This window comes from Vannielia litorea (assembly GCF_019801175.1).
Classification (GTDB): Bacteria; Pseudomonadota; Alphaproteobacteria; order Rhodobacterales; family Rhodobacteraceae; genus Vannielia; species Vannielia litorea_B.
Genome location: NZ_JAHVJR010000001.1, coordinates 1,603,658 through 1,629,398 on the forward strand (window position 1 = coordinate 1,603,658; position 25,741 = coordinate 1,629,398).

Genomic DNA, 25,741 nt, shown 5'->3' on the forward strand with positions numbered 1-25,741 from the left:
TCAGCCCCTAAGCGCCTGTCAGGCCTTGTCTTTCTCTTCCGGCGTCACGTCACGCGCGGCAGCGGCATCGGCCTCTTCCAACTCTTTCGTGCCTTCCGAAACGCCCTTCTTGAAGGAGGTGATCCCCTTGCCCACTTCGCCCATCAGCGAAGAGATCTTGCCGCGCCCGAAGAGCACCAGCACCACGACGGCGATGAGAAGCCAGCCGACCGGGGGGATATTGGTGATGAACATCGCTTGCATGATTTGCCCGTCCTTTGATCCCTGAAGCCTTGCAACGGAGCCCGGAGGGCCCGCGAAGTCGTCCCTATTTATGGAGTTTCCGGCCCGGGCGAAAGGGGCGTTTACATCACGATTGGGCAAATCCCGCGGTCAAACCGCCGCAGCGCCCCGTCAATCCTTGCGAAGAGGAAACAGAAAGCACCTGTCGCGCCGAATGGTGAGCCACAGCACAGTGCCCGGCTTGGGCAGGAAGACCGAGGGAATCGTCGCTTTCAGCACCTCGCCGTCATGGTCCATCTGCAGCTCCACAAGGCTCTCGCGCCCCATGAAGCGCGCGCGCTGCACAACGCCCCGTGCGGGCATCCCGTGGCTCTCTGTCGGGTTCGGTCCGCGCCCGCCCCGGTCAAAGTCGATTGTCAGGTGCTGTGGGCGAAAGACGATCTCGACTTCCCGCCCGTCCGGCACGCCGGGCGCGAGGAAGGAGCCAAAGGGCGTTTCCGTCAGTGCCCCTTCAACTTTGCCACGCAGAATGTTGATATCGCTGAAAAACGCCGCCGCCTTCCGGTCCGCCGGGTTGTTGTAAACTGTGTATGGCGCGCCCCTCTGCACAATCACGCCATCCCGCATCAGCAGGATCTCGTCGGCCATCCGCATCGCCTCATCCGGCTCGTGGGTAACCAGCAGAACCGCCGTGCCCTCTTCCTTTAGCACGCTCAGCGTCTGGTCGCGGATATCGTCTCTCAGCCGCATGTCGAGGCCGGAGAAGGGCTCATCCATCAGCATCACACGGGGCCGCGGGGCCAGCGCACGCGCCAGCGCCACCCGCTGTTGCTCCCCGCCCGAAAGTTCGTGCGGGTAGGCCTCGGCATGGCGGCTGAGGCCTACGCGTTCGAGCAGCTCCGCCACTCGCGCCCGCGCCCCGCCGCGCTTGAGGCCGAACGCCACGTTCTTCGCCACCGTCAGGTGCGGAAACAGGGCAAAGTCCTGAAACATCAGGCCAATCTGTCGCTCTTCCGGCGGCACAAAGCTGCCTGCGTCCGAGAGCACCCTGCCCTCCGAAAGCACCCGCCCTGCATCGGGCCGGTCGACGCCGGCGATCATGCGCAGCGTAGTGGATTTGCCGCAGCCCGAAGGGCCAAGCAGGCAGGTCACCTGCCCGGGCGCCACCTGAAGCGACAGGTCGCGCACCACTTCTCGCCCGCCAAGCCGGCGGGTGAGGTTTTGCACAACAAGCCTGTCGCTCTCCGCCACGCCAAAGCCTTCCCGTTACCCGACCGAAAAAATCGGGTTTCGGGCGGTGGTAGCAGCCGCCCCACCGCCCGGCAAGTCGGCCCGGTCAGGCCAGCGTGTAGTTGAGCGAACCACCATCCAGCAGGATGTTCTGGCCGATCATGTAGCCCGCGTGCTTGGAGCAGAGGAAGGCACAGGTCGCCCCGAACTCCTCAATCGTGCCATAGCGGTTGGCCGGAATGGTCGAGGCACGCTTGGCCCGCGCCTCTTCCATGCTGATGCCTTCCTTCTCGCAAACTCCTTTGTCGAGCGAATCCGCCCGGTCGGTCGCGTGAATACCGGGCAGCAGGTTGTTGATATTGACGCCATATTCCGCCACCTGCCGCGCCGTGCCCGCCACAAACCCGGTCAGCCCTGCACGCGCAGAGTTCGAGAGACCGAGCACCGCAATCGGGCTTTTGACCGACTGGCTGGTGATGTTCACCACCTTGCCCCAGCGCCGCTCGATCATGCCCGGCAGCGCCGCCTGCATAAGCGCAATGGGCGTGAGCATGTTGGCATCCAGCGCGGCGATGAAGTCGTCCCGGTCCCAGTCCTGCCACATGCCCGGGGGCGGGCCGCCCGCATTGGTCACGAGGATCTCGACGGTGCCGGCCGCGCCCAGCAGCTTGCTCCGACCTTCCTCGGTGGTCACGTCGCAGGCCACGGTCTCGACCTCCACGCCAAAGTCCTTGCGGATCGCTTCTGCCGAGGCTTGCAGCGCCTCTTCGCCGCGTGCGTTCATCACCAGCGAACAGCCCGCCTCTGCCAGCGCCCGTGCGCAGCCCAGGCCGAGGCCCTTGGAAGACGCCGCCACCAGTGCGCGCTTGCCTGAAATTCCCAGATCCATCTTGGTTCTCCCTGATTGTATTGCCGCCGTGGTGCCCGCCCGCCCGTCGATTCGCCAGACTGGTCGGGGTGGCACCGCGCGTTATGTCCTTGTTAATTGTCAGCCTGCACAATTGCCACAAGCTCTGGGCAATCCGCCGCACCAGACCGCCGCGCCAAGCCCGCCTGCTTGACCTCGACGCGACCTCAGGTAAGGGTTTTTGCAGGTGGTGGCATGACAGGTTGCGGAAGAAATTCCGCAAGACACGAAGAATTCGAGTGCTGATGACCACGCCACACGCCTCATCTGAAGACCGGCCGGACACCCCGGCAACCAGCAGCCCGCGCCGCGCGAGCTATGGCTGCCACGTGTTCGCCGGGGATGATCTGCACGTGACCTCAGGTGCCAACCTTGGCGACACGCTCGGCCCGATTGACGAGCTTTGCGAGGGCGATACCTACGGGCTGTCGGAGGAGGCCGAGGTTTCCAAGCTCGCGCTGATAACAGAAGAGGGCCGCCTGCTCGTCGCCAGCGATTCAGAGCTGGGCGAGCCGGGCAATGCCGTCACCCTCGCCGGTCGGTTGACCTTCATGGGCGGCGACGGCGGCGGGATGGACCTGTTGGTAATCGAACTGCCCGGCCCTGATGGCAACGCACGCCACTTCCTGCCGCTTCAGCCAATGGAGCCCCGCGTAGATTACGCCCTCATCGGCGTGTCGGACGAGCCGGGCGAGGTGCAACTCTCCGATCTCACCTCCTTCGCCTTCGCCCGCGGCACGGCGATCACCCTCGCCTCCGGCGCACAAAAGCCGGTGGAGGAGTTGGAAGCCGGTGACAGGGTGCTGACCCGCGACCACGGCGCCCAACCCGTGCGCTGGATCGGCGTGCAAACGGTCCGGGCGGTCGGGGCCTATGCGCCCGTGGTGATCTCAAAAGACACGCTGGGCAATGCCGCCGATCTGATCCTCAGCCAACACCAGCGGCTTTTCGTTTATCAACGCGGCGCCGACCGAGTGACGGAGACCGCTGAGATGCTCGTCAAAGCCACGCTGCTGGTCGATGACGATGCGGTTTTCATCCGCAAGGGCGGCTTTGTTGACTACTTCACGCTCGTCTTCGACCACCACGAGGTGATCTACGCCGAGTGTATCCCTGTGGAATCGCTGGAGCTTTCACCGGACACAAGGCAAAGCCTGCCCGGTGAAATCGCCGCCGGGATCGAGGCGGAGTTTGGTGATCTCGCCCACACGCCCGCTTTCGGCACCGAGGTCTCGGGCAAGGAACTCAGCGCCGACAAGCGCCGCAAGATCTTCAAGGGCAGTGCGGGGCGTTAAGGCTTTCTTTAGTTCCGCAGCGCCTCGATGAGCTCATCCTTGGTCATCTCGCTGCGCCCCGCAACATCAAGCTCCTGCGCCCGCTCATAAAGCTCCTTGGCCGTCCACTCCTCATAGGGCGGCGCCTTCCCGCCCTTCTCGCTCGGGTCCATATCGGGGTTCGCCTGCGCATTGGCGATCCGTGCCGACTTCTCCTTCGAGTAACCCTTGTCGCGCAACGCCTCGTAGGTGTCGTGGTCCTTCACGCTCGGGCCCGGGTCTTCTTTCTTCGCCATTTTGTGTCTCCTTCAACGGCACAACGCCCATGCCCGCTTGCCGTTCCCGCCGGGCATGGTAGAGAGCGCCATGCTCGATAATCGCCCCACCCTGCCCCCAGAAATCGCCCGCCGCCGGACCTTTGCGATCATCTCGCACCCCGACGCCGGCAAGACCACGCTGACCGAGAAGTTCCTGCTCTACGGCGGCGCGATCCAGATGGCTGGCCAAGTGCGGGCCAAGGGCGAGGCGCGGCGCACGCGCTCGGACTTCATGCAGATGGAGAAGGACCGGGGCATCTCGGTCTCCGCCTCCGCCATGTCGTTCGACTACGGCAAATTCCGCTTCAACCTCGTCGACACGCCGGGCCACAGCGACTTTTCCGAAGACACCTACCGCACCCTGACGGCGGTGGATGCCGCCGTGATGGTGATCGACGGCGCCAAGGGCGTAGAGAGCCAAACGCAAAAGCTGTTCGAAGTCTGCCGCCTGCGCGACCTGCCGATCCTGACCTTCTGTAACAAGATGGACCGCGAGAGCCGCGACACCTTCGAGATCATCGACGAGATCCAGGAGATGCTGGCGATCGACGTAACCCCGGCAAGCTGGCCCATCGGCGTCGGCCGCGACTTCCTCGGCTGCTACGACATGATCCACAACCGCCTCGAGCTGATGGACCGTGCCGACCGCAACAAGGTGGCCGAGAGCATCAAGATCAACGGTCTCGACGACCCCAAACTGGCCGAGCATGTGCCCGCCGACCTGCTGGAAAAGCTGCTCGAAGAGGTCGAGATGGCCCGCGAATTGCTGCCCCCGCTTGATGCGCAGGCGCTCTCTGAAGGTACGCTCACCCCCATCTGGTTCGGCTCCGCGATCAACAGTTTCGGCGTGAAGGAACTGATGGACGGCATCGCCGAATACGGCCCCGAGCCGCAGCCGCAGAGTGCCGAGCCGCGCCAGATTTCGCCCGAGGAAACAAAGGTTTCCGGCTTTGTCTTCAAAGTTCAGGCGAACATGGACCCAAAGCACCGCGACCGCGTGGCCTTCCTCCGCCTCGCCTCCGGCCACTTCCAGCGCGGCATGAAGCTGACCCATGTGCGCACCAAGAAACCGATGGCCGTGTCGTCCCCCGTGCTCTTCCTCGCATCAGATCGGGAGCTGGCAGAAGAGGCCTGGGCCGGCGACATCATCGGTATTCCCAACCACGGCCAGCTGCGCATCGGCGACACTCTGACCGAGGGCGAAGCGCTGAAGGTCACCGGCATCCCCTCCTTCGCACCGGAGCTCCTGCAAAACTGCCGCGCGGGCGACCCGCTGAAGGCCAAGCACCTCGACAAGGCGCTGATGCAGTTCGCCGAGGAAGGCGCTGCCAAGGTGTTCAAACCCACCTTCGGCTCGGGCTTCATCGTCGGCGTTGTGGGGCAGCTCCAGTTCGAGGTTCTGGCCTCCCGGATCGAGCTGGAGTACGGCCTGCCCGTCCGCTTCGAGGCCTCGCAGTTCACCTCCGCCCGCTGGGTCTCCGGCCCTAAGGAGGCAGTGGAGAAGTTCGCCGCGGCCAACAAGCAGCACATGGGCGAGGATAACGACGGCGACCTCGTTTATCTCACGCGTCTTCAATGGGATATTGACCGGGTCAAGCGCGATTACCCCGATGTCCGGCTCACCGCGACCAAGGAAATGATGGTGTAGGTCCGGCTCGCCTCAAGCCTCGGCGATCACCTGTTCCACCAGCGCCTGCAGCTGCCCGAAGTAGCCGCCGCTGCGGGCGGGCTGGGTCGGATCGGAGGTGATCGTCACCACCACCTCGGCCTCCGGGCAAACCGCCAGAACCTGCCCGCCGTAGCCCCTTGCGAGGGCGTAGGACATGCCGCCAGATTCGCCAATGAACCAACCATAACCATAGCCCAGCCCGGACCACGGCGAGCGGGTGCGCGGCACGAAGCTCGCCTCGATCCATTCTTCGCTCAAGAGCCGCTCGCCCTGCCACAGACCACCCGCACGGACCATCTCGCCAAAACGGGTGAGACCATCGGGTGAAACGGCCATCTCGTTGCCGCCGAGATAGCGGCCCTGCGGGTCACGCGTCCACGCTGGGATCTCGCCCAGAACCACGCCGAGCCGGTCGCGCATGAGCGTGAGCAGAGAGGCATCGCCCACCTCGGCCAGCACGGCGCCCAGCACGTGGGTCGTGCCGGTGGAGTAGAGCATCCGCCCACCCGGCGCGGCGACCATCTCGCGCCCCAAGGCATTGGCGACCCAGTTGCTACTCGAAACCCATGCGCCGTAATTCGCCCCCGATGTGCGCTCAAGCCCTGCCCTGAGGGTGACGAGATCCTCCATCGTGATCCCGGCAACTCCGCTGTCAGCGCCCGAGGGGATCAGCCCCGGCGTCACCTCCCCCAACGTGGCCGCCACACCGCTCAACTCTCCACGATCCACCGCGCAGCCGAGCAAGGCCGCAACGAGGGTCTTTGACACTGACTTCACGTTCACCGGCCGGGTCACAGCTGGGCCGGCCACAACCTCTTCCACGACCCGTTCGCCGCCGCGCTGCACGATGAGGCAGCGGAGTTGTTCATAGCTCCGGGCCTTTTCCTCCACGCTTTGGGCCATCAGCGGACGGGCGACGAGTAGCAGAGCGGGGGCGGCGAGCATGGTGCGGCGGGTGATCATGCGCCAAGATTTGCGGCGCAGAAGCCGCAGGCCAAGAAACCTTTTTGTGATCGCGTAGGCAAACGCCGCGGCACGCGTAAGATGCCGCAAGGAGGGACGAAATGCCCATTATCACACGCCGCCGCACCCTCGCAGGACTCGCTGCCTTGGCTGCCGCAAGCGCCCTGCCCGCCCGTGCCGCTACTCTGCGCCGCGATCAGGCCTACGGGCCGCACGCCTTGCAGCGCTACGATGTCTACATGCCCGAGGGCGCTTCGGCGGCGCCTCTGGTGGTGTTCCTCCACGGCGGCGGCTGGGCCTTTGGCGACAAGGCAAATGACAATGTCTGGAAGGCGAAGTCGGCGCATTGGAACGGGCGCGGCATTGGCTTTGTCTCGGTCAACACCCGGCTGCTGCCCGAGGCCGACCCGATGCAGCAGGCCGCCGATCTTGCCCGGGCGCTGGCCCATGTGCAGCAGAACGCGCGGGGCTGGGGCGCCGACCCAGCGAGGATTGCGCTGATGGGCCATTCTGCCGGGGCTCATCTCGCTGCCCTGCTGGGCGCCGATCCGGGCCTTGCCCGCCGGTGGGGCGCTGGCCCATGGCGGGCCACGGTGGCGCTGGATTCCGCCGTCTACGACACCGAGCGCTACATGGCCCGCAAGCCCTCGCGCATCCACCGCCGTGCCTTCGGCACAAGTCGCGCCTTCTGGCAGGATGCCTCTCCTATGGCCCGCCTCGGCCCTGGCGCTACGCCCTTCCTACTCGTCGCCTCCGCCAAACGCCGCGCCTCGCTCTCGGCAGCCCGCAATTTTGCCCGCGTCGCCAAGGCCCGAAAGGTCGCGGCGGAGACCTACGAGATTGACTATTCACACGCTGCGATCAACAGCGCCCTCGGCCTGCCCGGCCCCTATACGGACACGGTCGATGCCTTCCTTGCGCGCCAGGGCTTGGTTGATTGACCTTGCCGCCAAACTGGGTTAGGTGGCCAATGCTCTCACGATGCGCGTGCGGGCAGCGCGGGGCGCCTGATCATTGCGTCCCAATCCCGCGGGGTTCGACCCCGCAAGACACGGACGTACATGACAAAATTTAGCGATCTGAAGCTGGACCCGAAGGTCCTCAAAGCCGTCGAAGATGCCGGCTACGAAACCCCCACCCCGATCCAGGCCGGCGCGATCCCGCCCGCCCTCGAAGGCCGCGATGTTCTGGGCATTGCCCAGACGGGCACCGGCAAGACGGCGAGCTTCACGCTTCCGATGATCTCGCTCCTGAAGCGCGGCCGAGCCCGCGCCCGGATGCCCCGCTCTCTCGTGCTGGCGCCCACCCGCGAGCTCGCCGCCCAGGTGGCCGAAAACTTCGACATCTATGCCCAGCACACCAAGCTCACCAAAGCCCTGCTGATCGGTGGCGTCTCATTCGGCGAGCAGGACAAGCTGATCGACCGCGGCGTCGACGTGCTGATCGCAACCCCAGGCCGCCTTCTCGACCATTTCGAGCGCGGCAAGCTGCTGCTGACCGGCGTGCAGATCATGGTGGTCGACGAGGCCGACCGGATGCTCGACATGGGCTTCATCCCCGATATCGAGCGCATCTTCCAACTCACGCCCTTCACCCGCCAGACCCTGTTTTTCTCCGCCACCATGGCGCCCGAGATCGAGCGGATCACCAACACCTTCCTCTCGAACCCCGAGAAGATTGAGGTGGCCCGTGCGGCGACTACGGGTGAGAACATCAAGCAGGGTGTGCTGATGTTCAAACCCTCGCGCCGCGACCGCGCAGCGACCGAGAAGCGCAAGATCCTGCGCGGGTTGATCGACGCCGAAGGCGACGCCTGCACCAACGCGATTATCTTCTGCAACCGCAAGGTCGATGTCGATGTGGTCGCTAAGTCGCTGAAGAAATACGGCTATAACGCTGAGCCGATCCACGGTGACCTTGATCAGTCCCAGCGGATGAAGACGCTCGCCGGCTTCCGCGATGGCAGCATCCGCTTCCTGATCGCTTCCGATGTCGCCGCACGCGGGCTCGACATTCCGACCGTCAGCCACGTGTTCAACTACGATGTGCCTAGCCACGCAGAAGACTACGTGCACCGCATTGGCCGCACGGGACGTGCCGGCCGGTCGGGCGTGGCCTACATGATCTGCGCTCCGATTGACGAGAAGAACCTCGCCGACATCGAGCGGCTCGTTCAGTCCGAGATCCAGCGCCTTGACGCGCCCGAAGGCACTCCGTCCCCCGCGGCTGCCGAAGAGACTACCGAAGAGAAGCCCAAGCGCAGCCGCTCGCGCTCCCGTCGCAAGAAGGACGAAACGCCCGAAGAGAGCCCTGCCCCCGAGGCCGCAACCGAGGCGGCACCTGAGCAAAGCGAAGAGCGTGAACCACGCCGCCGCTCCCGCGGTGGCCGTGGTCGTGGCGGAGACCGGGGCGGGGATCGCGGCGGCGAGCGTGGTGGACAGACCCCGCAAGGCTTGGGCGACCACCTGCCGGACTTCATCGCCCGCAGCTTTGCCGACCGATCCGAAACGCCGGATCCGACTGCTTAAGCCACGGGGCAGGCCGGCGGCCCCTGTCTCTCTAGGGTCAGGGCGTCGGCTGGTTGACCGAGAGCACCGTCCAGGTGCCGTACTGCTTGAACACGCTCACCTCCAGCGCGCCAGGGATTGGAATGCCCATGTTGAAGGTCTGGGGTGTGGCCGCATCGGTCTTCAGGTCCATCGACTGCACCATCTCCCGCAGTCGCTTCGAGATATCCACGTAATCACCCGGCTCCAGCCGGGTCATCAGCTTCAGCGCCGCCTTGGTCAGGCCCTTGGTCTCTGAGGCGTGTTTGACCACCTGAGCCAGCTTCCGCGATTTTGACAGCCCCTTGATCAACGCGCCCCACTTGGCACCGATGGCGAGCTGGAAGTCCCATGTCTCGGTCTTCATCGCCTGCACGCCCATAGGGTCCTGCAGCGAGGGCACGATGTAGAAGTTCAGCCCGATCCCGCCGCCCAGCCCCGGCCCCCAGCGGGTGCGCTCACTCTGCACGCTAAAGCTCTTCTGATAACTGTCGAGCGAATAGAAATTGGCATACATGGTGTTGGTGCCCCATATGCCCAAGTGCCCGCCCACGTCGACGGCAAAGCCGAACCATATCCCGGAATTCATGTCCCCGTTCCTTCCCCAATGACTTTCGCGCCAAAAAATAGTCAGGCGTCAAAACCGCGGCGCGCCGGGGTATCCTAGCACACCAAAGTCATCCGGGACGGGGCCGGGGCAACGAGGCCCCCGACATCAGCTCAAGCGGCTGATCACCACCACGACCTCTGGCTTTTTGCCGATTTCCTCGACGGAGGTCTGCCGGACGACACGCCGCAGACCTTCTTCAAGTTTGTCGTCGTCGGTCAGAACCTTATCGTCCGCCCGGCCAAGGAAGGCGTCAGCGGCAGATTCGATCAACTCCACCAGCGGCGCGCGCGAGCGGCCCTCTTCAGGCAGGCCGACAAGCTCGGCCCAAGGCTCGCCGAGAGGCTCATCGTTTTCGTCGAGGATCAACGTGAGGAAGACCTGGCCGTTCAGCGCCACCCGAATACGGTCGCGTACGACGCCATCCAGGGCACCGATCTTCACTGAACCGTCCAGATAGGTCCGCCCGGTTTCGATGTACTCCACGATCTCCGGCTGAGGGCCGGTGAGGTCCACCATGGAGCCGTTTACGGCCACCACGGAGGGAATGCCCTTGGCTTCGCCCACCTTGGCGTGTTCACGCAGCATCCGGTGCTCACCATGCATCGGCACAAGCATCTTGGGGTGCATCAGGTCGTGCATTGCCTCAAGGTCGGGCCGGTTTGCGTGGCCGGAGACGTGATAGAGATCACTGCGGTCGTCGATCACATCGACGCCCATCTCGGAAAACGCATTCACGATCCGCAGCACGCCCCGCTCATTCCCAGGGATGGTCTTGGAGGAAAACAGGAAGGTATCACCCTGCTTCATCGTCAGGCCGAGGAACTTGCCCCGCGAAAGCTGCGCTGATGCTGCGCGGCGCTCACCCTGCGAGCCGGTGACGATCAGCATCAGGTTCTCGCGTGGAATGTCAGCGGCTTCTTCGGGAGTCACGGTGTGCGGAAACTTCTCCATCACGCCGGTATCGATGGCCACGGCGACCATGCGCTTCATCGCGCGCCCCAGAAGGCAGACGGAGCGGCCCGCCTTGGCCCCGGCTTCCGCCAGCGTCTTCACCCGCGCCACATTGGAGGCAAAGGTGGTGGCCACGATCATGCCTTCGGATTTCTCGACCAGTTCTATGATCGCTGGCGGCAAGGTGGCCTCGGAACGGCCCGGATGGGGGCTCATGATGTTGGTGCTGTCGCAGGTCAGCGCCTGCACCCCCGGTTTGGCGATTTCGTTCCAGAGTTCCGGGTCGAATGCCTCCCCTACAACCGGGTTGCCGTCGAGTTTGAAGTCGCCGGTATGCACCACCCGCCCGGCAGGCGTGTCGATCACGAGGCCGGAGCTTTCGGGGATCGAGTGTGACACCGGCACGAAAGCCACCTTGAACGGCCCGGCCTCGACGGTTTCGGGGTAAGGGCCGACCGCATTCACATGCTCAACGTCCTGCCCCTGCTCATCCATCTTGCGCACCGCCAGCGCGGCGGTGAAGCGACGGCAGTAGACCGGCGCGCGCAGATCGGCCCAGAAGTGACCGATGCCGCCAACATGGTCTTCATGCCCGTGGGTGATGAAGATCGCGTCCAGCCGGTCGCGATTTTCCTTCAGCCAGCTCATGTCCGGGAAGATGAGGTCAACGCCGGGGGTGCCATCCATGTCGGGGAAGGTCACGCCGAGATCGACAAGGATCAGGCGCTCCTGCCCCGGCTTGCCGTAGCCGTAGACATAGGCGTTCATGCCCACCTCCCCGGCCCCGCCCAGAGGCAGGTAGATCAACCGCTCGTCACTCATTCCGTCTGCCCCGCTTGGCTCATGTTATAGGCATGGATCACCGTCAGCCCATGCATCGTCAGATCGTCTTCAAACGCGTCGAACCGGGCATGTCCCATCTGGAACAGCGGTGCAAGCCCGCCGGTCGAAATCACCCGCATTTCCCTGCCATATTCGGCCTTTATCTGGTCGCAGATACCGTTGACGAGGCCCACGTAGCCCCAGAACACGCCCGATTGCATACAGGCCACCGTGTTGGTTCCAATCACCTTGTCCGGCTTGGTCACATCCACATGGGGCAGCGCGGCGGCGGCCATGTGCAGCGCCTCGAGGCTGAGGTTGACGCCCGGAGCGATCACACCGCCCACATAGGCGCCGTCCTTGGCCACAACGTCAAAGGTGGTGGCAGTGCCGAAATCCACCACGATGAGATCGCCGCCGTGCCGATCGAAGGCGCCCGCGGTGTTCACCAGCCTATCCGGGCCAACCGCAACGCCAGCATCCACCCGGGGCGCCGTGGGCAACTCGCAGCCCGGTTTGCCCACCACCATTGGGCGGCAGTTGAAGTAGCGGTCAGAGAAGACCCGCAGATTGAAAACCACGCGCGGCACGGTCGACGAGATGATCACCGCGTCGATATTCACCTCCACGCAGCGGTGCTCCATCAATTGGCTGAACCAAACCCAATATTGATCCGCCGTGCGCTGGTGCTCGGTCGAAGTGCGCAGCGTGGCGAGCCACTTCTCACCGTCCCAGACGGAGAAGACTGTGTTGGTGTTGCCGCAATCGATGCAAAGGAGCATGGGCGCGCCTCTTAGAAAAAGACCTCGGCAGCAGCGATGCCGCGCAGGCCGGATTGAGTTTGAAGCTGAAGGTAGCCCATCTCGTCGATGGTTTTGAAGGTGCCGGTCAACTCCTCGCCGGGGAGCCGCGCGGTGATGGTTTGGCCGAGCTTCGCGGCCCGGTCGAGCCACGCCCGGCGGATCGGGGCAAAGCCGTGGGTGGTGAAGCTGCCCTCGTGTCGGTCATAGGCCGGTGCGAGCGCGTCGAGAAACTCTTCCGGCGTCGCCTTCACGCCTGCCTCCTGCGCTAGCGCAACGGGGCGCACGGCGCCGGGTTCAACCTCACCCACGTCAGGCGGCTCGATCAGGTTGACGCCAATGCCAATGAGCAGCCCGTCGAGCAAACCATCCGGTCGTGGCCCAAGGCTTTCCAACAGGATGCCCGCCACCTTGCCGCCATTCAGCAACACGTCATTCGGCCACTTCAGTGAGAGCCCGTCAGGCCGCCCGGTGACGGCAACAAACGCATCGAAAAGGGCCATTGCCGCCACGAAACTCCGCTGAGCCGCCGCCTGCGCGGTGCCGGGGTTCGGCAGGGCTAGCGTGGCGGTAAAGGCTCCACGCGGGTTGGCCCATGGCCGGCCGCGTCGCCCATGGCCGCCGGTCTGGCGGTGCGCCAGCACCCAGGTCGGGCGCGTGTAACCCGCGAAACCGTCGCGGGCCACCGTCATCGTGGAAGGACAGCTGTCGAGAACGACTCGTCCTGCGTCAGTTGACAAGGGTGGCCGCCGCCGCCGCTGCGTAGCCGTCGACCCCGAAAAGGTTGACGATGCCGAGGATCATGATCGCCGCCGAAGCCACGAGGAAGCCGAAGGCGAGCGGGCTCATGTGCCCCTCTACCGGCTCCACGCTCTCGTCGCCGAAGTACATGAAGTAGACGATCCGCAGGTAGTAGAAAGCACCGATCACCGAAGCGATTGCGCCCAGCACGGCGAGCCAGGTCATGTCTGCGTCCACGGCGGCCATCAGCACGGCGAACTTGCCGAAGAAGCCCAGAAGCGGCGGCACGCCCGCGAGCGAGAACATGAGCACCAGCAGGGCCAGCGCCTTCACTGGCTCGCGGCTGCCCAGCTGACGCAGGCTGTCGATCGTGGTGATGTGACGCCCATCGCGTTCCATCGAGAGAATGAAGGCGAAGGTGCCGATGTTCATGGTCACGTAGATCGCCATGTAGATCAGCATCGCCGTTACGCCCTGCTCGGTACCTGAAGCAAGGCCCACGAGCGCGTAGCCCATGTGAGCAATCGAGGAATAGGCCATCAGCCGCTTGATGTCGCGCTGGCCCACGGCAGCAACGGCTCCGAGGAACATCGAGAGCACGGCAAGGAGCGCGAGGATCTGCCCCCAATCGCCGGTGGCATTGCCGAAGGCATCATGCAGCACGCGAGCGAAGAGGCCCATGGCCGCCACCTTGGGCGCAGTCGCGAAGAAGGCGGTGATCGGCGTGGGTGCGCCTTCGTACACGTCCGGTGTCCACATGTGGAAAGGCACGGCGGAAATCTTGAAGGCGAGGCCCGAGATGATGAAGACGAGGCCGATGAGCAGCCCGATCGGCATGGCCCCCTCGCCTGCCGCCGCGATGATGCCGGCAAACTGCGTTGTGCCTGCGTAGCCATAGGTCAGCGAGGCGCCGTAGAGCAACAAGCCTGAAGAGAGAGCGCCGAGCACGAAATACTTCAGGCCCGCCTCGGTGGACTTCACCCCGTCTCGCCGGATCGCCGCAACCACGTAGAGTGCCAAAGATTGCAGCTCCAACCCCATGTATAGCGCCATCAGATCTCCCGCCGAGACCATCAGCATCATGCCAACGACGGCGAGCACCACCAGCACCGGATACTCGAACTTCAGCAGCCCGCGGCGGGCCATGAACTCCTGTCCCATCATAAGCACGCAGGCCGCGCTGATGAGGATCACCACCTTGGCAAAGCGCGAGAAGCCATCGTCAATGAACAGGCCGCCGAAGGCCGTGCGGTCATTGCCGCCCGACATGAGCACCCAGATTGCAACCGCAATCATCACCGCGCTGGCCGCCCATGTGATGGTGCCAGCCAGCCCATCCTTCTCGGTGTAGACGGCCCCGATGAGCGCGACCATCGCGAAGAGCGAGAGGAAGATCTCGGGCAGCAGAATGGCGAGGTCGGTCGAAATCATCAGTGGTCTCCCGTTTCCGCCACTTGGGTCGCCGGGCTGAAGTCTGCCACGGCGGTTTCATACTTGCCGATGAGGGCTTCCACCGAGGGCCCGATGATATCGGTCACCAGAGCCGGGTACACGCCGAGCAGCAGGGTCATCACCACCAGCGGCGCGAAGATCGCGCGCTCGCGGCGCGACATGTCGGTGATGGTCTTCAGGCTTTCCTTGATCAGGTCGCCCAGCACCACGCGGCGGTAGAGCCAGAGCGCATAAGCCGCAGAGAGGATCACGCCGGAGGTGGCGAAGAGCGCGACCCAGGTGTTCACCTGGAAAATGCCCATCAGCACGAGGAACTCGCCGATGAAGCCCGAGGTGCCCGGCAGGCCGACGTTGGCCATGGTGAAGAAGCAGAAGATCAGCGCATAGGCCGGCATCCGGTTGATGAGGCCGCCATAGGCGTCGATCTCGCGGGTGTGCATCCGGTCATAGATCACCCCGACGATGAGGAAGAGCGCGCCCGAGATGAAGCCGTGGCTGATCATCTGGAAGATCGCGCCATCGATCCCCTGCTGGTTGGCCGCGAAGATGCCCATGGTCACATAGCCCATGTGCGCCACCGACGAATAGGCGATGAGCTTCTTCATGTCCTCCTGCGCCAGCGCGACCAGCGAGGTGTAGACGATGGCAATGGCGCTCATCCAGAAGACCAGTGGCGCCAGAATTTCGGACCCGACCGGGAACATCGGCAGGCTGAACCGGAGGAAGCCATAGCCACCCATCTTCAGCAAGATGGCGGCCAGCACCACGGAACCGGCCGTGGGCGCCTGCACGTGAGCATCTGGCAGCCAGGTGTGCACCGGCCACATCGGCATCTTCACCGCGAAGCTGGCGAAGAAGGCGAGGAACAGCAGAGTCTGCAATCCGCCGAGGATTTGGAAACCGAAAAGGCTGATCGTGCCGGTCGAGAAGTTGTGCTGAAGCAGCGCGGCGATATCTGTGGTGCCTGCATCGACGTACATGGCGATCATCGCCACCAGCATGAGCACAGAGCCAAGGAAGGTGTAGAGGAAGAACTTGAAGGCCGCGTAGATCCGGTTCGCTCCGCCCCAGATGCCGATGATCAGGAACATCGGTATGAGGCCCGCCTCGAAGAACAGGTAGAACAGCACCAGATCGAGCGCGCAGAAGACGCCGAGCATCAGCGTTTCCAGCAGCAGGAAGGCGATCATGTACTCCTTCACGCGCACCTTGACGTTCCAAGCCGACCAGATGGTAAGCGGCATCAGGAAGGTGGTGAGCATGACGAAGAGCACCGATATGCCATCGACGCCCATCTTGTACTTCAGCCCCATCAACCACTCCCGCTCTTCCACGAACTGGAAGCCGGTGTCAGCCGGGTCGAACTGCGCAATAAGGAAGAGCGAGACGATGAAGGTTGCACCGGTGGCGATCAGGGCCAGCCACTTTGCGTTCTTCTGGGCTGCCGCATCCTCCCCGCGCAGGAAGAGCGCGAGGATCACCGCCGCAATGGCGGGGATGAAGGTGATGATAGAGAGCAGGTTGTCCATCAGTTCGCCCCTCCAGTGATAGACATCCAAGTGACGAGCACCACGATTCCGAGCACCATCGCCGCCGCATAGGCGAAGATGTAGCCGGACTGCGCCCGGCCCGCGAGCCGGGTGAAGAACGGGATGATCCCCATCGCCAAGCCGTTGATCCCACCATCGATGGTCGCCGTGTCGCCCTTCTTCCAAAGGAAGTTGCCAAGGCTCTTGGCAGGCCGGACGAAGACCGCGTCATAGATCTCGTCAAAGTACCACTTGTTCAGCAGGAACTGGTAGAGAATGGGTTGGTTCTCGGCCAGTTGCTTGGGCGTTTCGGGGCGGCGGATGTAGAAAACCCAAGCCAGGCCGAGACCGAAGAGCATGGCGAGGAAGGGCGAGAGCTTGACCCACTTGGGCACGTTGTGCGCGTCGTCCAGCACGGTGTTTTCCGGCCCGAAGTAGAGCGCGCCGTCACCGGGGTTGCCACCGAAGGCCGCGTGGTGCTCGCCGTCCATCGCATGATCGGTCACGACAACTTCCACGTCTTCGGGGCTGGTCGCCATCTCGGTGCCGTGCTCCTCGCCCGCGGCCTCTTCTTCGTGGTCCCCGTCCGCAGCCTCTTCGCCGTGGCCTTCCTCCGCATGGACCTCACCGGCCAGCGGGATGCCGTAGAACCTGGCAACCTGATCGGTGTGCCCAAAAAAGCTGCTCATCCAGATCATGCCTGCGAACACCGCGCCGAGCGCCAGTACACCGAGCGGGATCAGCATGGTCATAGGGCTCTCATGCGCGTGCTCATGGGTGTGCTTGTCACCCCGCGGTGCGCCGAAGAACGTCAGGAAAATGAGCCGCCAAGAGTAGAAGCTGGTCATGGCTGCGGCGATCACAAGCAGCCAGAAGCCAAGTTGGCCTGCAGGTGTGCCCGCCGCAAAGGCGCTCTCGATGATTGCGTCCTTCGAGAGGAACCCTGCAAAGCCGATGTAGGTGAGCGGAATGCCCACGCCGGTAATCGCCAGCGTCCCGATCATCATCGCCCAGAAGGTGATCGGCAGCTTGTCCTTCAGCCCGCCATAGTTCCGCATGTCCTGTTCGTGGTGCATTCCATGGATGACCGAGCCGGCACCGAGGAACAGCATCGCCTTGAAGAAGGCGTGGGTGAAGAGGTGGAACATCGCGGCGGAATACATGCCCACACCCGCGGCCACGAACATGTAGCCGAGCTGCGAACACGTCGAATAGGCGATCACGCGTTTGATGTCGTTCTGCACGAGGCCGACCGTGGCCGCGAAGAAGGCGGTGAAGGCACCGATGTAGACGATGAAGGTGGCCGCCGTGGGCGCAAATTCGTAAAGCGGCGACATCCGGCAGACGAGGAACACCCCCGCCGTCACCATGGTTGCCGCGTGGATCAGGGCCGACACTGGGGTCGGGCCTTCCATCGCGTCCGGCAGCCAGGTGTGCAGGAAGAGCTGGGCCGATTTGCCCATCGCGCCCACGAAAAGCAGGAAGCCCAGCAGGTTGGCTGCGTTCCACTCTGTCCAGAGGAAGGTGATGTTGGTCTCGGCCAGCTCAGGCGCGGAGGCGAAGATCACATCGAAGTCGATGCTGTCGGTCAGGAAGAAGAGGCCGAAGATGCCGAGCGCAAAGCCGAAATCGCCCACCCGGTTAACCACGAAGGCCTTGATCGACGCCGCACCGGCAGAGGGCTTCCGGATGTAGAAGCCGATCAGAAGGTAGGAGGCCACGCCGACGCCTTCCCAGCCGAAGAACATCTGCACGAGGTTGTCGGCCGTCACGAGGCTGAGCATCGCGAAGGTGAAGAACGACAGGTAGGCGAAGAAGCGCGGGCGATAGCTCTCGCCATCGCGGAAGTGCTCGTCATGCGCCATGTAGCCGAAGGAATAAAGGTGCACGAGGCTGGAGACCGTGGTGACCACGATCAGCATGATCGCGGTGAGTCGGTCGAGCCGGATCGCCCAATCAGTGGAGAGTGAGCCGCTCTCAATCCACCGCATGATAGTAATTTGCTCGGTCTGCCCATCGAAGCTGAAGAAGACGATCCAACTCAGGATCGCCGAGAGAAACAGCAGCCCGGTGGCAATGACCATGCCCGCCTTCTCGCCGACGATCCGCCAGCCGAAGCCGCAGATGATGGCACCGAGAAGTGGCGCGAAGAGGATGATGGTTTCCATGGCCCCTTACCCCTTCATGTTGTTGACATCTTCCACCGCGATCGTGCCACGGTTGCGGAAGAAGCAGACAAGGATGGCGAGGCCGATGGCGGCCTCTGCGGCGGCGACCGTCAGCACGAAGAGGGTGAAGACCTGCCCCGTGAGGTCGCCCAAAAAGGCGGAGAAGGCGACGAGGTTGATGTTGACTGCCAGCAGCATCAGCTCGATCGACATCAGGATGATGATCACGTTCTTCCGGTTGAGGAAGATCCCGAAGATCCCGATGACGAAGAGCGCGGCGGCCACCGTCAGGTAATGTTCAAGTCCGACCATCTGGTCCCTCGTTTCTTCTCTTTCAGACTTCCGGCGTGGCCAGCACGGCCCGTCGGTTACGCCAGCGCCGCCAGAGGCGCAATGCGCCGATACCCAGCACCGCTTTCAGCACCCAGAGCGCGGCCAGCCCGCCAAGCCCGATGCTGGCAAAGATCATCTCTGCAAGATCCACCATTCAAAGACCCTGCCCCGGCTTCACATCGACCACTTCCATCGCCTTGGCCGGATCACGGTACATCTGCGCGAGCACGTCCTGCCGCTTGACGTCGGTCCGGTGGCGCAGGGTCAGAACGATGGCCCCAATCATGGCGACCAGAAGGATCAGGCCAGCGACTTGGAAGAGCAGAAAGTACTGGTCATAGATGACCATGCCCAGCAGGCCGGTGTTCGGGTCGTTGGTGGGGGTGATCTCGCCGAGGCTGCCTGCCACGGCTACACCATCCGCGGCGCTCCAAGCGCCGTAGATCATTCCCAATTCCATCAGCAGCACCACGCCGATTACGGCGGCCAATGGCACGTATTTGGCCATCTCACCCCGCAGCTCGGCGAAGTCGACATCGAGCATCATCACGACGAAGAGGAAGAGCACCGCGACGGCGCCCACGTAGACGATGACCAGAAGCATCGCCACGAACTCGGCGCCGAGCAGAACGAAGAGCCCGGCAGCAGAGAGAAAGGAAAGGATCAGCCAGAGCACCGAGTGCACCGGATTGCGGCTGACCACCACGAAGAAACCCGCCACCACCACGATGAACGCGGCCACGTAAAAGGCGAAGTCGGCAACCGTCATGCGCCCTCTCCCTTGGATTTCTGAATTTCGGCCTGCGCCAGCTCCATGGCTTTGGTCATCGCCGGAACGCCGCCGAACATGCTCATCATGGCGATGACCTCGGCCACCTCCTGCGGGGTGGCCCCGGCCTCCAGCGCGTGCCGTACGGTAAGCGTGATCTGGTCTTCGGCCTGCGCGCCCAGCACCGTGAGGGCAGCCAGCGTCACCAGCAGACGGGTCCGCGCGTCCAGCCCCTCGGGGTTGAACGTCTTGCCCATCCACATCTCCATCATGTCCTTGGGCATGGTGGGCATGAAGTCCCCCATCCCGGGCATCTTGAAGGAGGCGAGGTCAGGGTTGATGGATTTGGCCATCTCCTGCCCCTGCTCCATGAGCTGCTGGAAGAGTTTGGTGAAATCAGCGGTCATCGGTAGGGCGCATCCAACTCGAGGTTGCGGGCGATCTCGGCTTCCCAGCGCTCGCCGTTCGCCAGCAGCTTTTCCTTGTCGTAGAAAAGTTCTTCGCGGGTCTCAGTGGCGAACTCAAAGTTGGGGCCTTCGACGATGGCATCCACCGGGCAGGCTTCTTGGCAGAAACCGCAGTAGATGCACTTGGTCATGTCGATGTCGTAGCGTGTTGTCCGGCGCGAGCCGTCTTCACGCGGTTCGGCATCAATCGTGATGGCCTGAGCCGGGCAGATCGCCTCGCAGAGTTTGCAGGCGATGCAGCGCTCTTCCCCGTTCGGATAACGCCGGAGCGCGTGCTCGCCGCGGAAGCGCGGGCTGAGTGGCCCCTTCTCATGCGGGTAGTTCAGCGTGGCCTTTGGAGCGAAGAAGTATTTCAGACCAAGCTTGAAGCCTGCAATCCAATCGGACAGCAGGAAGTACTTGGTCGCGCGGTTCCAGTCGATCTGGGTCATATGGGTCTCGTCATCCCCGCAGGTTGAAATCGCTGCGCATCTTGGGCGCGTTCTTCATCTTCTCTTCCTGCTCCTTCATCTCGGCGAAGGGGTCGACCCCGCGCAGCGAGCAATGAAGGGCATGCAGGACGCCGGTGAAATCATCGACGCTCACAAGCGCGGGCGTTTTGACCTTTTGTGCAAGGTGGCTGAACCACTCGTTCACCACCCGCCCGGTCTTGGCCAGCTGCTCGCCTTCGAGGGCCGGCAAGTCATACCCCAGCCGCTCCTGCGCGAGCCAGTTGTTGACGACCATGCCAGTACTTTCGGGCGTGATTTGATCCCACTTGGGTTTGCTCTCGCCAAAGCTGCCGAGCATCACGGTCCGAAAGTCGCCCGCTTCCTTGTAGATCGTCTGATGCGGGGCCTCTTCCATCCAGGTGGCAATTACATCGGCCGGGGTCTGTTCACCTTCGCTCATGCTTTATCCTCCCATCGCAAACCGCGCCCAGAAGGCACCGAAAACTTCGAACTTGGCGAGGAAGGCGATGAGCACCACCCAAGCCAGCGAGAATGGCAAAAACACCTTCCAGCCGATCCGCATAAGCTGATCATAGCGGTAGCGCGGGGTGATCGCCTTGATCATCGAGAAGATGAAGAAGAAAAAGCACATCTTCAGCACCATCCAGAGGATGCCGTCGGGCAGCCCGGGGATGGGCGAGAGCCAGCCGCCGAAGAAGAGGAGCGTGACCAGCGCACACATCAGCACCACCGCCACAAGCTCGCCGATCATGAAGAGCAGGAAGGGGGTGGAGGAGTATTCAACCTGATAGCCTGCCACCAACTCCGATTCCGCCTCTGGCAGATCGAAGGGCGGACGGTTGGTTTCGGCCAGTGCCGAGATGAAGAACAGGAAGACCATCGGGAAGTGCGGCAGCCAATACCAGCCGAGCGCGCCCCAGCCGGTATCTTGCGCAGCCACGATGGCCCCGAAGTTCATCGAGCCGGTGGAGATGATCACGCCGATAATGATGAGGCCGATGGAGACCTCGTAGGAGATCATCTGCGCGGCAGAGCGGAGCGAGCCGAGGAAGGGATACTTCGAGTTCGAGGCCCAGCCGCCCATGATCACGCCATAAACCTCGAGCGATGAGACGGCGAAGACGTAGAGAATGGCCACGTTGATATCGGCCAGCACCCAGCCGTCATTGAACGGGATCACGGCCCAGGCAATCAGCGCCATCACCAGGCTGACCATCGGCGCGAGGAAGAACACCGCCTTGTCGGCCCCGGCGGGCACCACGATCTCTTTCACGATGTATTTGCCGAAGTCAGCGAAGGACTGGAGCAAGCCGAAGACACCTACGATGTTGGGGCCTTTCCGCATCTGAACAGCCGCCCAGATCTTCCGGTCGGCGTACATCAGGAAGGCGAGCGCCACCATCAACGGGATCACCAGCAGCAGGATCTGCCCCACGGTCAGAAGGAAGATGCCGAAGCCGGTGTTGGTGAAGAATTCTGCCATTCTGCCTTACGTCCTCAAACCGTGGGTATGCCCCGAGCCTTGCAATCCTCTACCGTCACTTCCGCGTCGATATTGGTCGGCCCGCTCGGGAGCGCTGGCGATATGGTGTAAACAGCATCCGCCCGCCAAAGGCCAGCCTCTTCGGCGACCCGGGTCCGGACATGCCGCACGAAACCATAGCCCCGGATCAGCGTGTATTGGGCGGCGGCGCAAAGCGCGTATTCCTCCACATCCACCTCGTCGCGGGCCCCTTCCATCTCCACGACAAAGCTGACGAGATCGCCATCGAGAAGGCGCGTATCGATACCCTTGTAACTCGGCTCGAAAGGCAGCGCGCGGCGGCTCACCACCTCTGGCAGCGCATCACCTTCGGGGTTGTCAAAGGCAATGCCATGCCCCTCGGGCGCCCGGGCGGAGCACCCGGCGACGAGAAGCGCCGCGACGAAGGGAAGTGCCGTGCGCACCCGGCTTACTCCGCCGCCAGCGGGGTTTCGCGCCGTGCCTTGGCGTTGGCGGAGAGCTCCGCCAGCACCTGGCTTGCACGGGCAATCGGGTTGGTGAGGTAGTGATCTTTGATCGCGGGCACAAAGTCGGCCGACCCGAGCTTGCCGGTGGCTTCGGGTTGCCAGTCGTTCTCCGGCACCTCGTCGATCCCCGCAAGATGCGGTGCTTCGCCCACCAGCGCCTGACGGAGCTGCGCGAGGCTGTCCCAAGGTTGGGCGTCGCCCTCCATCTGCGCCGAGGCGGCGCGCAGGATTGCCCAGTTTTCCTTGGCTTCACCCGGAGGGAAGCCCGCGCGGAAGGCCAGTTGCGGGCGGCCCTCGGTGTTGACGAAGAGGCCGTTCTCCTCGGTCCATGCAGCGGCGGGCAGGATCACATCTGCGCGGTGAGCACCTCTGTCACCGTGGCTGCCCTGATAAATCACGAAGGGCCCGTCGCCGACCTCGACCTCATCGGCACCGAGGTTCCAGATGACCTCGGCCCCTTCGATGGCCTTTTCCATGCCGCCATCGGTCACCGCACCCACATCCATCGCTCCCACACGGGAGGCAGCGGTGTGTAGGATCATCAGCTTGGCCTTGCGGGCCGTGGCAATCTCCATCGCCGCAGCCAGAACAGCCGCACCATCCGCCTCACGGATCGCGCCCTGCCCCACAATCACGATCCCCCGCTCGTCATCGCCCACCGGCTCACTCTTTGCCAGCTTGATGTGTTCGGTCAATGCCGACCGGTCCGCGCCGAAATTATGAGTATCATAGGTCAGATCAGCCATCGCGCCGATCACGCCGACCTGCGCACCCTTCAGCCATGCCTGGCGAATGCGCGCGTTCAAAACCGGCGCTTCACTGCGCGGGTTGCAACCGATCAGCAGGATGCCATTTGCCTCGTCGATGTCCTCAATGCGGGCCGTGCCAGCATAGCCGGAGCGGTTGCCGGCAGGCAGCTTAGCACCATCGGTGCGGCACTCGACGTTGCCACCTCGGCTCTCGACCAGCTGATTCAGCGCAAAGGCGGCCTCGACCGGGGCCAGATCCCCGACAAGGCCAGCGATTTTTTTGCCCTTGGTCGCCTCGGCAACCTTGGTCAATGCCTCGCCCCATGTTGCGGGCCGAAGCTTGCCGTTTTCGCGGATGTAGGGCTTGTCGAGCCGCTGACGGCGCAGGCCATCCCAGACAAACCGCGACTTGTCGGAAAGCCACTCCTCGTTCACCCCGTCATGGTTGCGGGGCAGGATGCGCATGACTTCGCGACCTTTCACATCCACGCGAATGTTGGAGCCGAGCGCGTCCATCACGTCGATTGTTTCTGTCTTGGTCAGCTCCCACGGGCGGGCGGTGAAGGCATAAGGCTTGCTCACCAGCGCGCCCACCGGGCAGAGGTCGATGATGTTGCCCTGAAGCTCCGAGTCGAGGGTCTCACCAAGGTAGGAGGTGATCTCGGCATCCTCGCCGCGGCCGGTCTGGCCCATCTGGGTGATACCGGCCACCTCAGTGGTAAAGCGCACACAGCGGGTGCAACTGATGCAGCGGGTCATGTGAGTCTCGACCAGCGGGCCGAGATCGAGATCGTCCACCGCACGCTTGGGCTCACGGTAGCGGCTGAAGTCCACGCCGTAGGCCATGGCCTGATCTTGTAGGTCGCACTCGCCGCCCTGATCGCAGATCGGGCAATCCAGCGGGTGATTAATGAGCAAAAATTCCATCACCCCTTCGCGGGCCTTCTTCACCATCGGGGAGTTGGTCTTCACCACCGGCGGCTGGCCCTCCGGCCCCGGGCGCAGGTCTTTGACCTGCATGGCGCAGGAGGCGGCAGGCTTGGGCGGGCCTCCGACAACCTCCACAAGGCACATGCGGCAGTTGCCGGCAATGCTCAGGCGCTCGTGATAGCAGAAACGCGGCACCTCGATCCCGGCTTGCTCGCAAGCCTGGATGAGCGTCATCGCGCCCTCTACCTCAATCTCCTGATCGTCGATGATGATCTTGCGCAGGTCGCTCATGCGGGGCCCTCTTGGCTGCCCCGAACGGGCGCCTGCTGTGGGCCCCTGCCCCGCCGCGCCGCATCCGGGTGGTGCTGCGCTCTTTTAGGCTTGCGGGAGGGTGAGTTTCAACCCTCACGCTCCCGAAAAATCCTTAACACTCGCCGCGCCTTATCGGCGCATTTGCGCAGTTGCGCGTGCGCCGCCTACCGGGCCCGCATCAGGTTGCCGGCCTGGGTGCCTGCGGCAATCTCCGCACGCCCGACTTTGCAGTAGCTTTCGGTGCTGCCGTTCGCGCCCTTGGAGGCCATGTAAGCGCGCGCTTTCTTGATCAGACGGGCCTTCTGAGCCTTGTCGTCAACGTAGGCGTCGATCTCTGCATCAGAGAAGCCTTCGGCCCGGGCTTGCTTCTTGAGGCTGTTCAGAAAGCTGTAGCCGCGAATGGTCCGCGCGGAGATATCAGGGCATTTCTCCGAAATCTCGAGCGCAATGCCCACCGAGATCAGGCCGGAGTTCACCGCCTTGCTGTCGGCCAGCGATTTTGCCGATGCCGCGCCCGAGAATCCAAGCGCCAAGATCACCGCGATAACTGCCCCTGCCAGAGCCCTGCCTGCATTTGTCATTGGTCGTCCACTCCGTCCGTTCTGGGTGCGCTCCGCACCTCGGTTTCGGGGTTTCACATGGTGCTGTGCCATCTGCTATGCAATAACGCGGCCCCTGAAATCCAATGACATCCGCTCTCAAACGGTTGAATTTGTTTCGTTTCCCCCCAGCGCCGACCACGCACGATCTTCTACACCGCGGGGCGCGGCGGATCCCCGATCATCGACTGGCGCGGCGGGTGGACCGGGTCCTTGTCGAACACCACAATCGAATCGTGAACGTGAATTCCGGAGATTTCACCGCGCAGACGGGGCCTGCTCAGCCTCTGGGCGTGGTACCAGCGGTGCATGTCGTCGATGATCGGCCGCAAGGTATTGAAGAAGTTGCGCGGCGCGCCCACGCCCCCGCCCCAATTGGGCCAGTAGGCCGTGTGCAAATCTTCGATCATGTAGGTGCCGCCGATGCTGAGCTTCGGGAACAGCTCGACCAAAGAGGCCTGGATATGCCGCATCTTGTGACTGCCATCGTCCAGCACCACGTCGATCCCTCCCATCTCGTGCACCACTTCGGCCAGAAATGCCGGATCGTCTTGCGAGCCGATCCGCACCTGCGCGGCCTTGCCATCGAGTGCGGCGCATTTTGGGTCTATATCGATGCCGAAGATCACGGCATCCGGCCCAAAGAACCGGCGCCACATTTGCAGGCTGCCGCCCTCCCAGACCCCTATTTCAAGGAACTTCACCGGCTTTCCGCGAAAACGCCCGAAGTAGCGATCATAGAGCGGGAGGTAGTGATGCCACTTGTGAACCCTTGGCCCTTCATTGCCAACATAGGCGTCCAACATCGGCCCATCGTAGCCGTATGTTTCCCGGATATCGGTCGCGACCTCTTCAGGCCCGCCCTTAAAACGGAACTTGCCGATCATACACACCTCCACTCGCCAAGCGCCGGATACTG

Annotated in this window: 27 protein-coding genes; 4 read left to right on the plus strand and 23 right to left on the minus strand. The window is 63.4% G+C overall.

From position 1 onward, the window contains the following. Window positions 1-18: 18 nt before the first annotated feature. From tatA to KUV38_RS07975, 3 genes are all read right to left on the minus strand, one after another. Window positions 19-234 (minus strand): twin-arginine translocase TatA/TatE family subunit, encoded by a 216-nt coding sequence (gene tatA, locus KUV38_RS07965; RefSeq protein WP_222471011.1) that lies wholly within the window; start codon window positions 232-234, stop codon window positions 19-21. Between the two features lie 159 nt (window positions 235-393). Further along, window positions 394-1,473 carry an ABC transporter ATP-binding protein gene (locus KUV38_RS07970; protein WP_222469529.1) on the minus strand — a complete coding sequence of 360 codons (1,080 nt, stop codon included), beginning with the start codon at window positions 1,471-1,473 and terminating at the stop codon, window positions 394-396. An 85-nt stretch (window positions 1,474-1,558) separates the two neighbouring features. Continuing rightward, on the minus strand, window positions 1,559-2,341 hold the full coding sequence (locus tag KUV38_RS07975; protein WP_222469530.1) for an SDR family oxidoreductase: 783 nt from the start codon (window positions 2,339-2,341) through the stop codon (window positions 1,559-1,561). 263 nt (window positions 2,342-2,604) lie between these two features. On the opposite strand from KUV38_RS07975, the gene KUV38_RS07980 reads away from it, so the two are divergent. Further along, window positions 2,605-3,654: a Hint domain-containing protein gene (locus KUV38_RS07980; RefSeq protein WP_222469531.1), complete on the plus strand. Its 1,050-nt coding sequence runs from the start codon at window positions 2,605-2,607 to the stop codon at window positions 3,652-3,654. A gap of 8 nt (window positions 3,655-3,662) precedes the next feature. Here the strand turns inward: KUV38_RS07980 and KUV38_RS07985 are convergent, their stop codons facing one another. Further along, the gene (locus tag KUV38_RS07985; RefSeq protein WP_222469532.1) at window positions 3,663-3,929 is read right to left on the minus strand and encodes a Rho termination factor N-terminal domain-containing protein; all 267 of its coding nucleotides are present in this window, start codon (window positions 3,927-3,929) and stop codon (window positions 3,663-3,665) included. Between the two features lie 70 nt (window positions 3,930-3,999). On the opposite strand from KUV38_RS07985, the gene KUV38_RS07990 reads away from it, so the two are divergent. Continuing rightward, window positions 4,000-5,598, plus strand: a complete 1,599-nt coding sequence (locus tag KUV38_RS07990) for a peptide chain release factor 3 (protein WP_222471012.1) — start codon at window positions 4,000-4,002, stop codon at window positions 5,596-5,598. A gap of 12 nt (window positions 5,599-5,610) precedes the next feature. Here KUV38_RS07990 and KUV38_RS07995 read toward each other — a convergent pair whose 3' ends face one another. Further along, window positions 5,611-6,582, minus strand: coding sequence for a serine hydrolase domain-containing protein (locus KUV38_RS07995; RefSeq protein ID WP_222469533.1), 972 nt, complete (start codon window positions 6,580-6,582; stop codon window positions 5,611-5,613). A 101-nt stretch (window positions 6,583-6,683) separates the two neighbouring features. Between KUV38_RS07995 and KUV38_RS08000 the strand changes: the two genes are divergently transcribed. Both KUV38_RS08000 and KUV38_RS08005 read left to right on the plus strand, forming a co-directional pair. Then, window positions 6,684-7,523 carry an alpha/beta hydrolase gene (locus tag KUV38_RS08000; protein ID WP_222469534.1) on the plus strand — a complete coding sequence of 280 codons (840 nt, stop codon included), beginning with the start codon at window positions 6,684-6,686 and terminating at the stop codon, window positions 7,521-7,523. A 120-nt stretch (window positions 7,524-7,643) separates the two neighbouring features. Then, window positions 7,644-9,110, plus strand: a complete 1,467-nt coding sequence (locus tag KUV38_RS08005; RefSeq protein ID WP_222469535.1) for a DEAD/DEAH box helicase — start codon at window positions 7,644-7,646, stop codon at window positions 9,108-9,110. A gap of 37 nt (window positions 9,111-9,147) precedes the next feature. On the opposite strand, the gene KUV38_RS08010 is transcribed toward KUV38_RS08005, so the two are convergent. From KUV38_RS08010 to KUV38_RS08095, 18 genes are all read right to left on the minus strand, one after another. Next, window positions 9,148-9,717: a hypothetical protein gene (locus KUV38_RS08010; protein ID WP_222469536.1), complete on the minus strand. Its 570-nt coding sequence runs from the start codon at window positions 9,715-9,717 to the stop codon at window positions 9,148-9,150. Window positions 9,718-9,843: 126 nt separating this feature from the next. Further along, window positions 9,844-11,511 carry a ribonuclease J gene (locus KUV38_RS08015; RefSeq protein WP_222469537.1) on the minus strand — a complete coding sequence of 556 codons (1,668 nt, stop codon included), beginning with the start codon at window positions 11,509-11,511 and terminating at the stop codon, window positions 9,844-9,846. Then, window positions 11,508-12,293, minus strand: a complete 786-nt coding sequence (locus tag KUV38_RS08020) for a type III pantothenate kinase (RefSeq protein ID WP_222469538.1) — start codon at window positions 12,291-12,293, stop codon at window positions 11,508-11,510. The genes KUV38_RS08015 and KUV38_RS08020 overlap by 4 nt, the downstream gene beginning before the upstream one ends. 11 nt (window positions 12,294-12,304) lie before the next feature. Next, window positions 12,305-13,051 carry a biotin--[acetyl-CoA-carboxylase] ligase gene (locus tag KUV38_RS08025; protein ID WP_261385180.1) on the minus strand — a complete coding sequence of 249 codons (747 nt, stop codon included), beginning with the start codon at window positions 13,049-13,051 and terminating at the stop codon, window positions 12,305-12,307. After that, a complete protein-coding gene (gene nuoN, locus KUV38_RS08030; RefSeq protein ID WP_222469540.1) occupies window positions 13,041-14,483 on the minus strand; it encodes an NADH-quinone oxidoreductase subunit NuoN in 1,443 nt (480 codons plus the stop codon). Before nuoN ends, KUV38_RS08025 begins: the two co-directional genes overlap by 11 nt. Continuing rightward, window positions 14,483-16,033, minus strand: a complete 1,551-nt coding sequence (locus tag KUV38_RS08035; RefSeq protein ID WP_222469541.1) for an NADH-quinone oxidoreductase subunit M — start codon at window positions 16,031-16,033, stop codon at window positions 14,483-14,485. Before KUV38_RS08035 ends, nuoN begins: the two co-directional genes overlap by 1 nt. Beyond that, window positions 16,033-18,201 (minus strand): NADH-quinone oxidoreductase subunit L, encoded by a 2,169-nt coding sequence (gene nuoL / locus KUV38_RS08040; RefSeq protein ID WP_222469542.1) that lies wholly within the window; start codon window positions 18,199-18,201, stop codon window positions 16,033-16,035. Before nuoL ends, KUV38_RS08035 begins: the two co-directional genes overlap by 1 nt. A 6-nt stretch (window positions 18,202-18,207) precedes the next feature. After that, entirely contained in the window at window positions 18,208-18,513 is a 306-nt protein-coding gene (gene nuoK / locus KUV38_RS08045) for an NADH-quinone oxidoreductase subunit NuoK (RefSeq protein ID WP_074255352.1), read from the minus strand. Window positions 18,514-18,535: 22 nt separating this feature from the next. Next, entirely contained in the window at window positions 18,536-18,688 is a 153-nt protein-coding gene (locus KUV38_RS08050) for a hypothetical protein (RefSeq protein ID WP_222469543.1), read from the minus strand. Further along, window positions 18,689-19,303: an NADH-quinone oxidoreductase subunit J gene (locus KUV38_RS08055; RefSeq protein WP_222469544.1), complete on the minus strand. Its 615-nt coding sequence runs from the start codon at window positions 19,301-19,303 to the stop codon at window positions 18,689-18,691. After that, window positions 19,300-19,710: a carboxymuconolactone decarboxylase family protein gene (locus tag KUV38_RS08060; protein WP_222469545.1), complete on the minus strand. Its 411-nt coding sequence runs from the start codon at window positions 19,708-19,710 to the stop codon at window positions 19,300-19,302. Before KUV38_RS08060 ends, KUV38_RS08055 begins: the two co-directional genes overlap by 4 nt. Then, on the minus strand, window positions 19,707-20,201 hold the full coding sequence (nuoI, locus tag KUV38_RS08065; protein WP_222469546.1) for an NADH-quinone oxidoreductase subunit NuoI: 495 nt from the start codon (window positions 20,199-20,201) through the stop codon (window positions 19,707-19,709). The genes KUV38_RS08060 and nuoI overlap by 4 nt, the downstream gene beginning before the upstream one ends. A 10-nt stretch (window positions 20,202-20,211) precedes the next feature. Beyond that, on the minus strand, window positions 20,212-20,661 hold the full coding sequence (locus KUV38_RS08070) for a hypothetical protein (RefSeq protein ID WP_222469547.1): 450 nt from the start codon (window positions 20,659-20,661) through the stop codon (window positions 20,212-20,214). A gap of 3 nt (window positions 20,662-20,664) precedes the next feature. Further along, the gene (gene nuoH / locus KUV38_RS08075) at window positions 20,665-21,705 is read right to left on the minus strand and encodes an NADH-quinone oxidoreductase subunit NuoH (RefSeq protein ID WP_222469548.1); all 1,041 of its coding nucleotides are present in this window, start codon (window positions 21,703-21,705) and stop codon (window positions 20,665-20,667) included. A gap of 14 nt (window positions 21,706-21,719) precedes the next feature. Next, a complete protein-coding gene (locus tag KUV38_RS08080) occupies window positions 21,720-22,169 on the minus strand; it encodes a hypothetical protein (protein WP_222469549.1) in 450 nt (149 codons plus the stop codon). A gap of 5 nt (window positions 22,170-22,174) precedes the next feature. Then, window positions 22,175-24,202, minus strand: a complete 2,028-nt coding sequence (gene nuoG / locus KUV38_RS08085; protein WP_222469550.1) for an NADH-quinone oxidoreductase subunit NuoG — start codon at window positions 24,200-24,202, stop codon at window positions 22,175-22,177. A gap of 185 nt (window positions 24,203-24,387) precedes the next feature. Beyond that, a complete protein-coding gene (locus tag KUV38_RS08090; RefSeq protein WP_222469551.1) occupies window positions 24,388-24,804 on the minus strand; it encodes a DUF5333 domain-containing protein in 417 nt (138 codons plus the stop codon). A 170-nt stretch (window positions 24,805-24,974) separates the two neighbouring features. Then, window positions 24,975-25,709 (minus strand): class I SAM-dependent methyltransferase, encoded by a 735-nt coding sequence (locus KUV38_RS08095; RefSeq protein ID WP_222469552.1) that lies wholly within the window; start codon window positions 25,707-25,709, stop codon window positions 24,975-24,977. Window positions 25,710-25,741 lie beyond the last annotated feature (32 nt).

Bases quoted from the DNA above. Each gene is read 5' to 3' on its own strand.
- KUV38_RS08005 (WP_222469535.1), top strand. From the start codon at position 7,644: ATGACAAAATTTAGCGATCTGAAGCTGGACCCGAAGGTCCTCAAAGCC.
- KUV38_RS07980 (WP_222469531.1), top strand. From the start codon at position 2,605: ATGACCACGCCACACGCCTCATCTGAAGACCGGCCGGACACCCCGGCA.
- KUV38_RS08015 (WP_222469537.1), bottom strand. From the start codon at position 11,511: ATGAGTGACGAGCGGTTGATCTACCTGCCTCTGGGCGGGGCCGGGGAG.
- nuoK (WP_074255352.1), bottom strand. From the start codon at position 18,513: ATGGTCGGACTTGAACATTACCTGACGGTGGCCGCCGCGCTCTTCGTC.
- nuoG (WP_222469550.1), bottom strand. From the start codon at position 24,202: ATGAGCGACCTGCGCAAGATCATCATCGACGATCAGGAGATTGAGGTA.
- KUV38_RS08090 (WP_222469551.1), bottom strand. From the start codon at position 24,804: ATGACAAATGCAGGCAGGGCTCTGGCAGGGGCAGTTATCGCGGTGATC.
- KUV38_RS07975 (WP_222469530.1), bottom strand. From the start codon at position 2,341: ATGGATCTGGGAATTTCAGGCAAGCGCGCACTGGTGGCGGCGTCTTCC.
- KUV38_RS08010 (WP_222469536.1), bottom strand. From the start codon at position 9,717: ATGAATTCCGGGATATGGTTCGGCTTTGCCGTCGACGTGGGCGGGCAC.
- KUV38_RS07985 (WP_222469532.1), bottom strand. From the start codon at position 3,929: ATGGCGAAGAAAGAAGACCCGGGCCCGAGCGTGAAGGACCACGACACC.
- KUV38_RS07995 (WP_222469533.1), bottom strand. From the start codon at position 6,582: ATGATCACCCGCCGCACCATGCTCGCCGCCCCCGCTCTGCTACTCGTC.
- KUV38_RS08020 (WP_222469538.1), bottom strand. From the start codon at position 12,293: ATGCTCCTTTGCATCGATTGCGGCAACACCAACACAGTCTTCTCCGTC.
- KUV38_RS08050 (WP_222469543.1), bottom strand. From the start codon at position 18,688: ATGGTGGATCTTGCAGAGATGATCTTTGCCAGCATCGGGCTTGGCGGG.
- nuoL (WP_222469542.1), bottom strand. From the start codon at position 18,201: ATGGAAACCATCATCCTCTTCGCGCCACTTCTCGGTGCCATCATCTGC.
- tatA (WP_222471011.1), bottom strand. From the start codon at position 234: ATGTTCATCACCAATATCCCCCCGGTCGGCTGGCTTCTCATCGCCGTC.
- nuoH (WP_222469548.1), bottom strand. From the start codon at position 21,705: ATGGCAGAATTCTTCACCAACACCGGCTTCGGCATCTTCCTTCTGACC.
- KUV38_RS08055 (WP_222469544.1), bottom strand. From the start codon at position 19,303: ATGACGGTTGCCGACTTCGCCTTTTACGTGGCCGCGTTCATCGTGGTG.
- KUV38_RS08035 (WP_222469541.1), bottom strand. From the start codon at position 16,033: ATGGACAACCTGCTCTCTATCATCACCTTCATCCCCGCCATTGCGGCG.
- KUV38_RS08095 (WP_222469552.1), bottom strand. From the start codon at position 25,709: ATGATCGGCAAGTTCCGTTTTAAGGGCGGGCCTGAAGAGGTCGCGACC.
- KUV38_RS08060 (WP_222469545.1), bottom strand. From the start codon at position 19,710: ATGACCGCTGATTTCACCAAACTCTTCCAGCAGCTCATGGAGCAGGGG.
- nuoI (WP_222469546.1), bottom strand. From the start codon at position 20,201: ATGACCCAGATCGACTGGAACCGCGCGACCAAGTACTTCCTGCTGTCC.
- nuoN (WP_222469540.1), bottom strand. From the start codon at position 14,483: ATGATTTCGACCGACCTCGCCATTCTGCTGCCCGAGATCTTCCTCTCG.
- KUV38_RS07990 (WP_222471012.1), top strand. From the start codon at position 4,000: ATGCTCGATAATCGCCCCACCCTGCCCCCAGAAATCGCCCGCCGCCGG.
- KUV38_RS08000 (WP_222469534.1), top strand. From the start codon at position 6,684: ATGCCCATTATCACACGCCGCCGCACCCTCGCAGGACTCGCTGCCTTG.
- KUV38_RS08070 (WP_222469547.1), bottom strand. From the start codon at position 20,661: ATGAGCGAAGGTGAACAGACCCCGGCCGATGTAATTGCCACCTGGATG.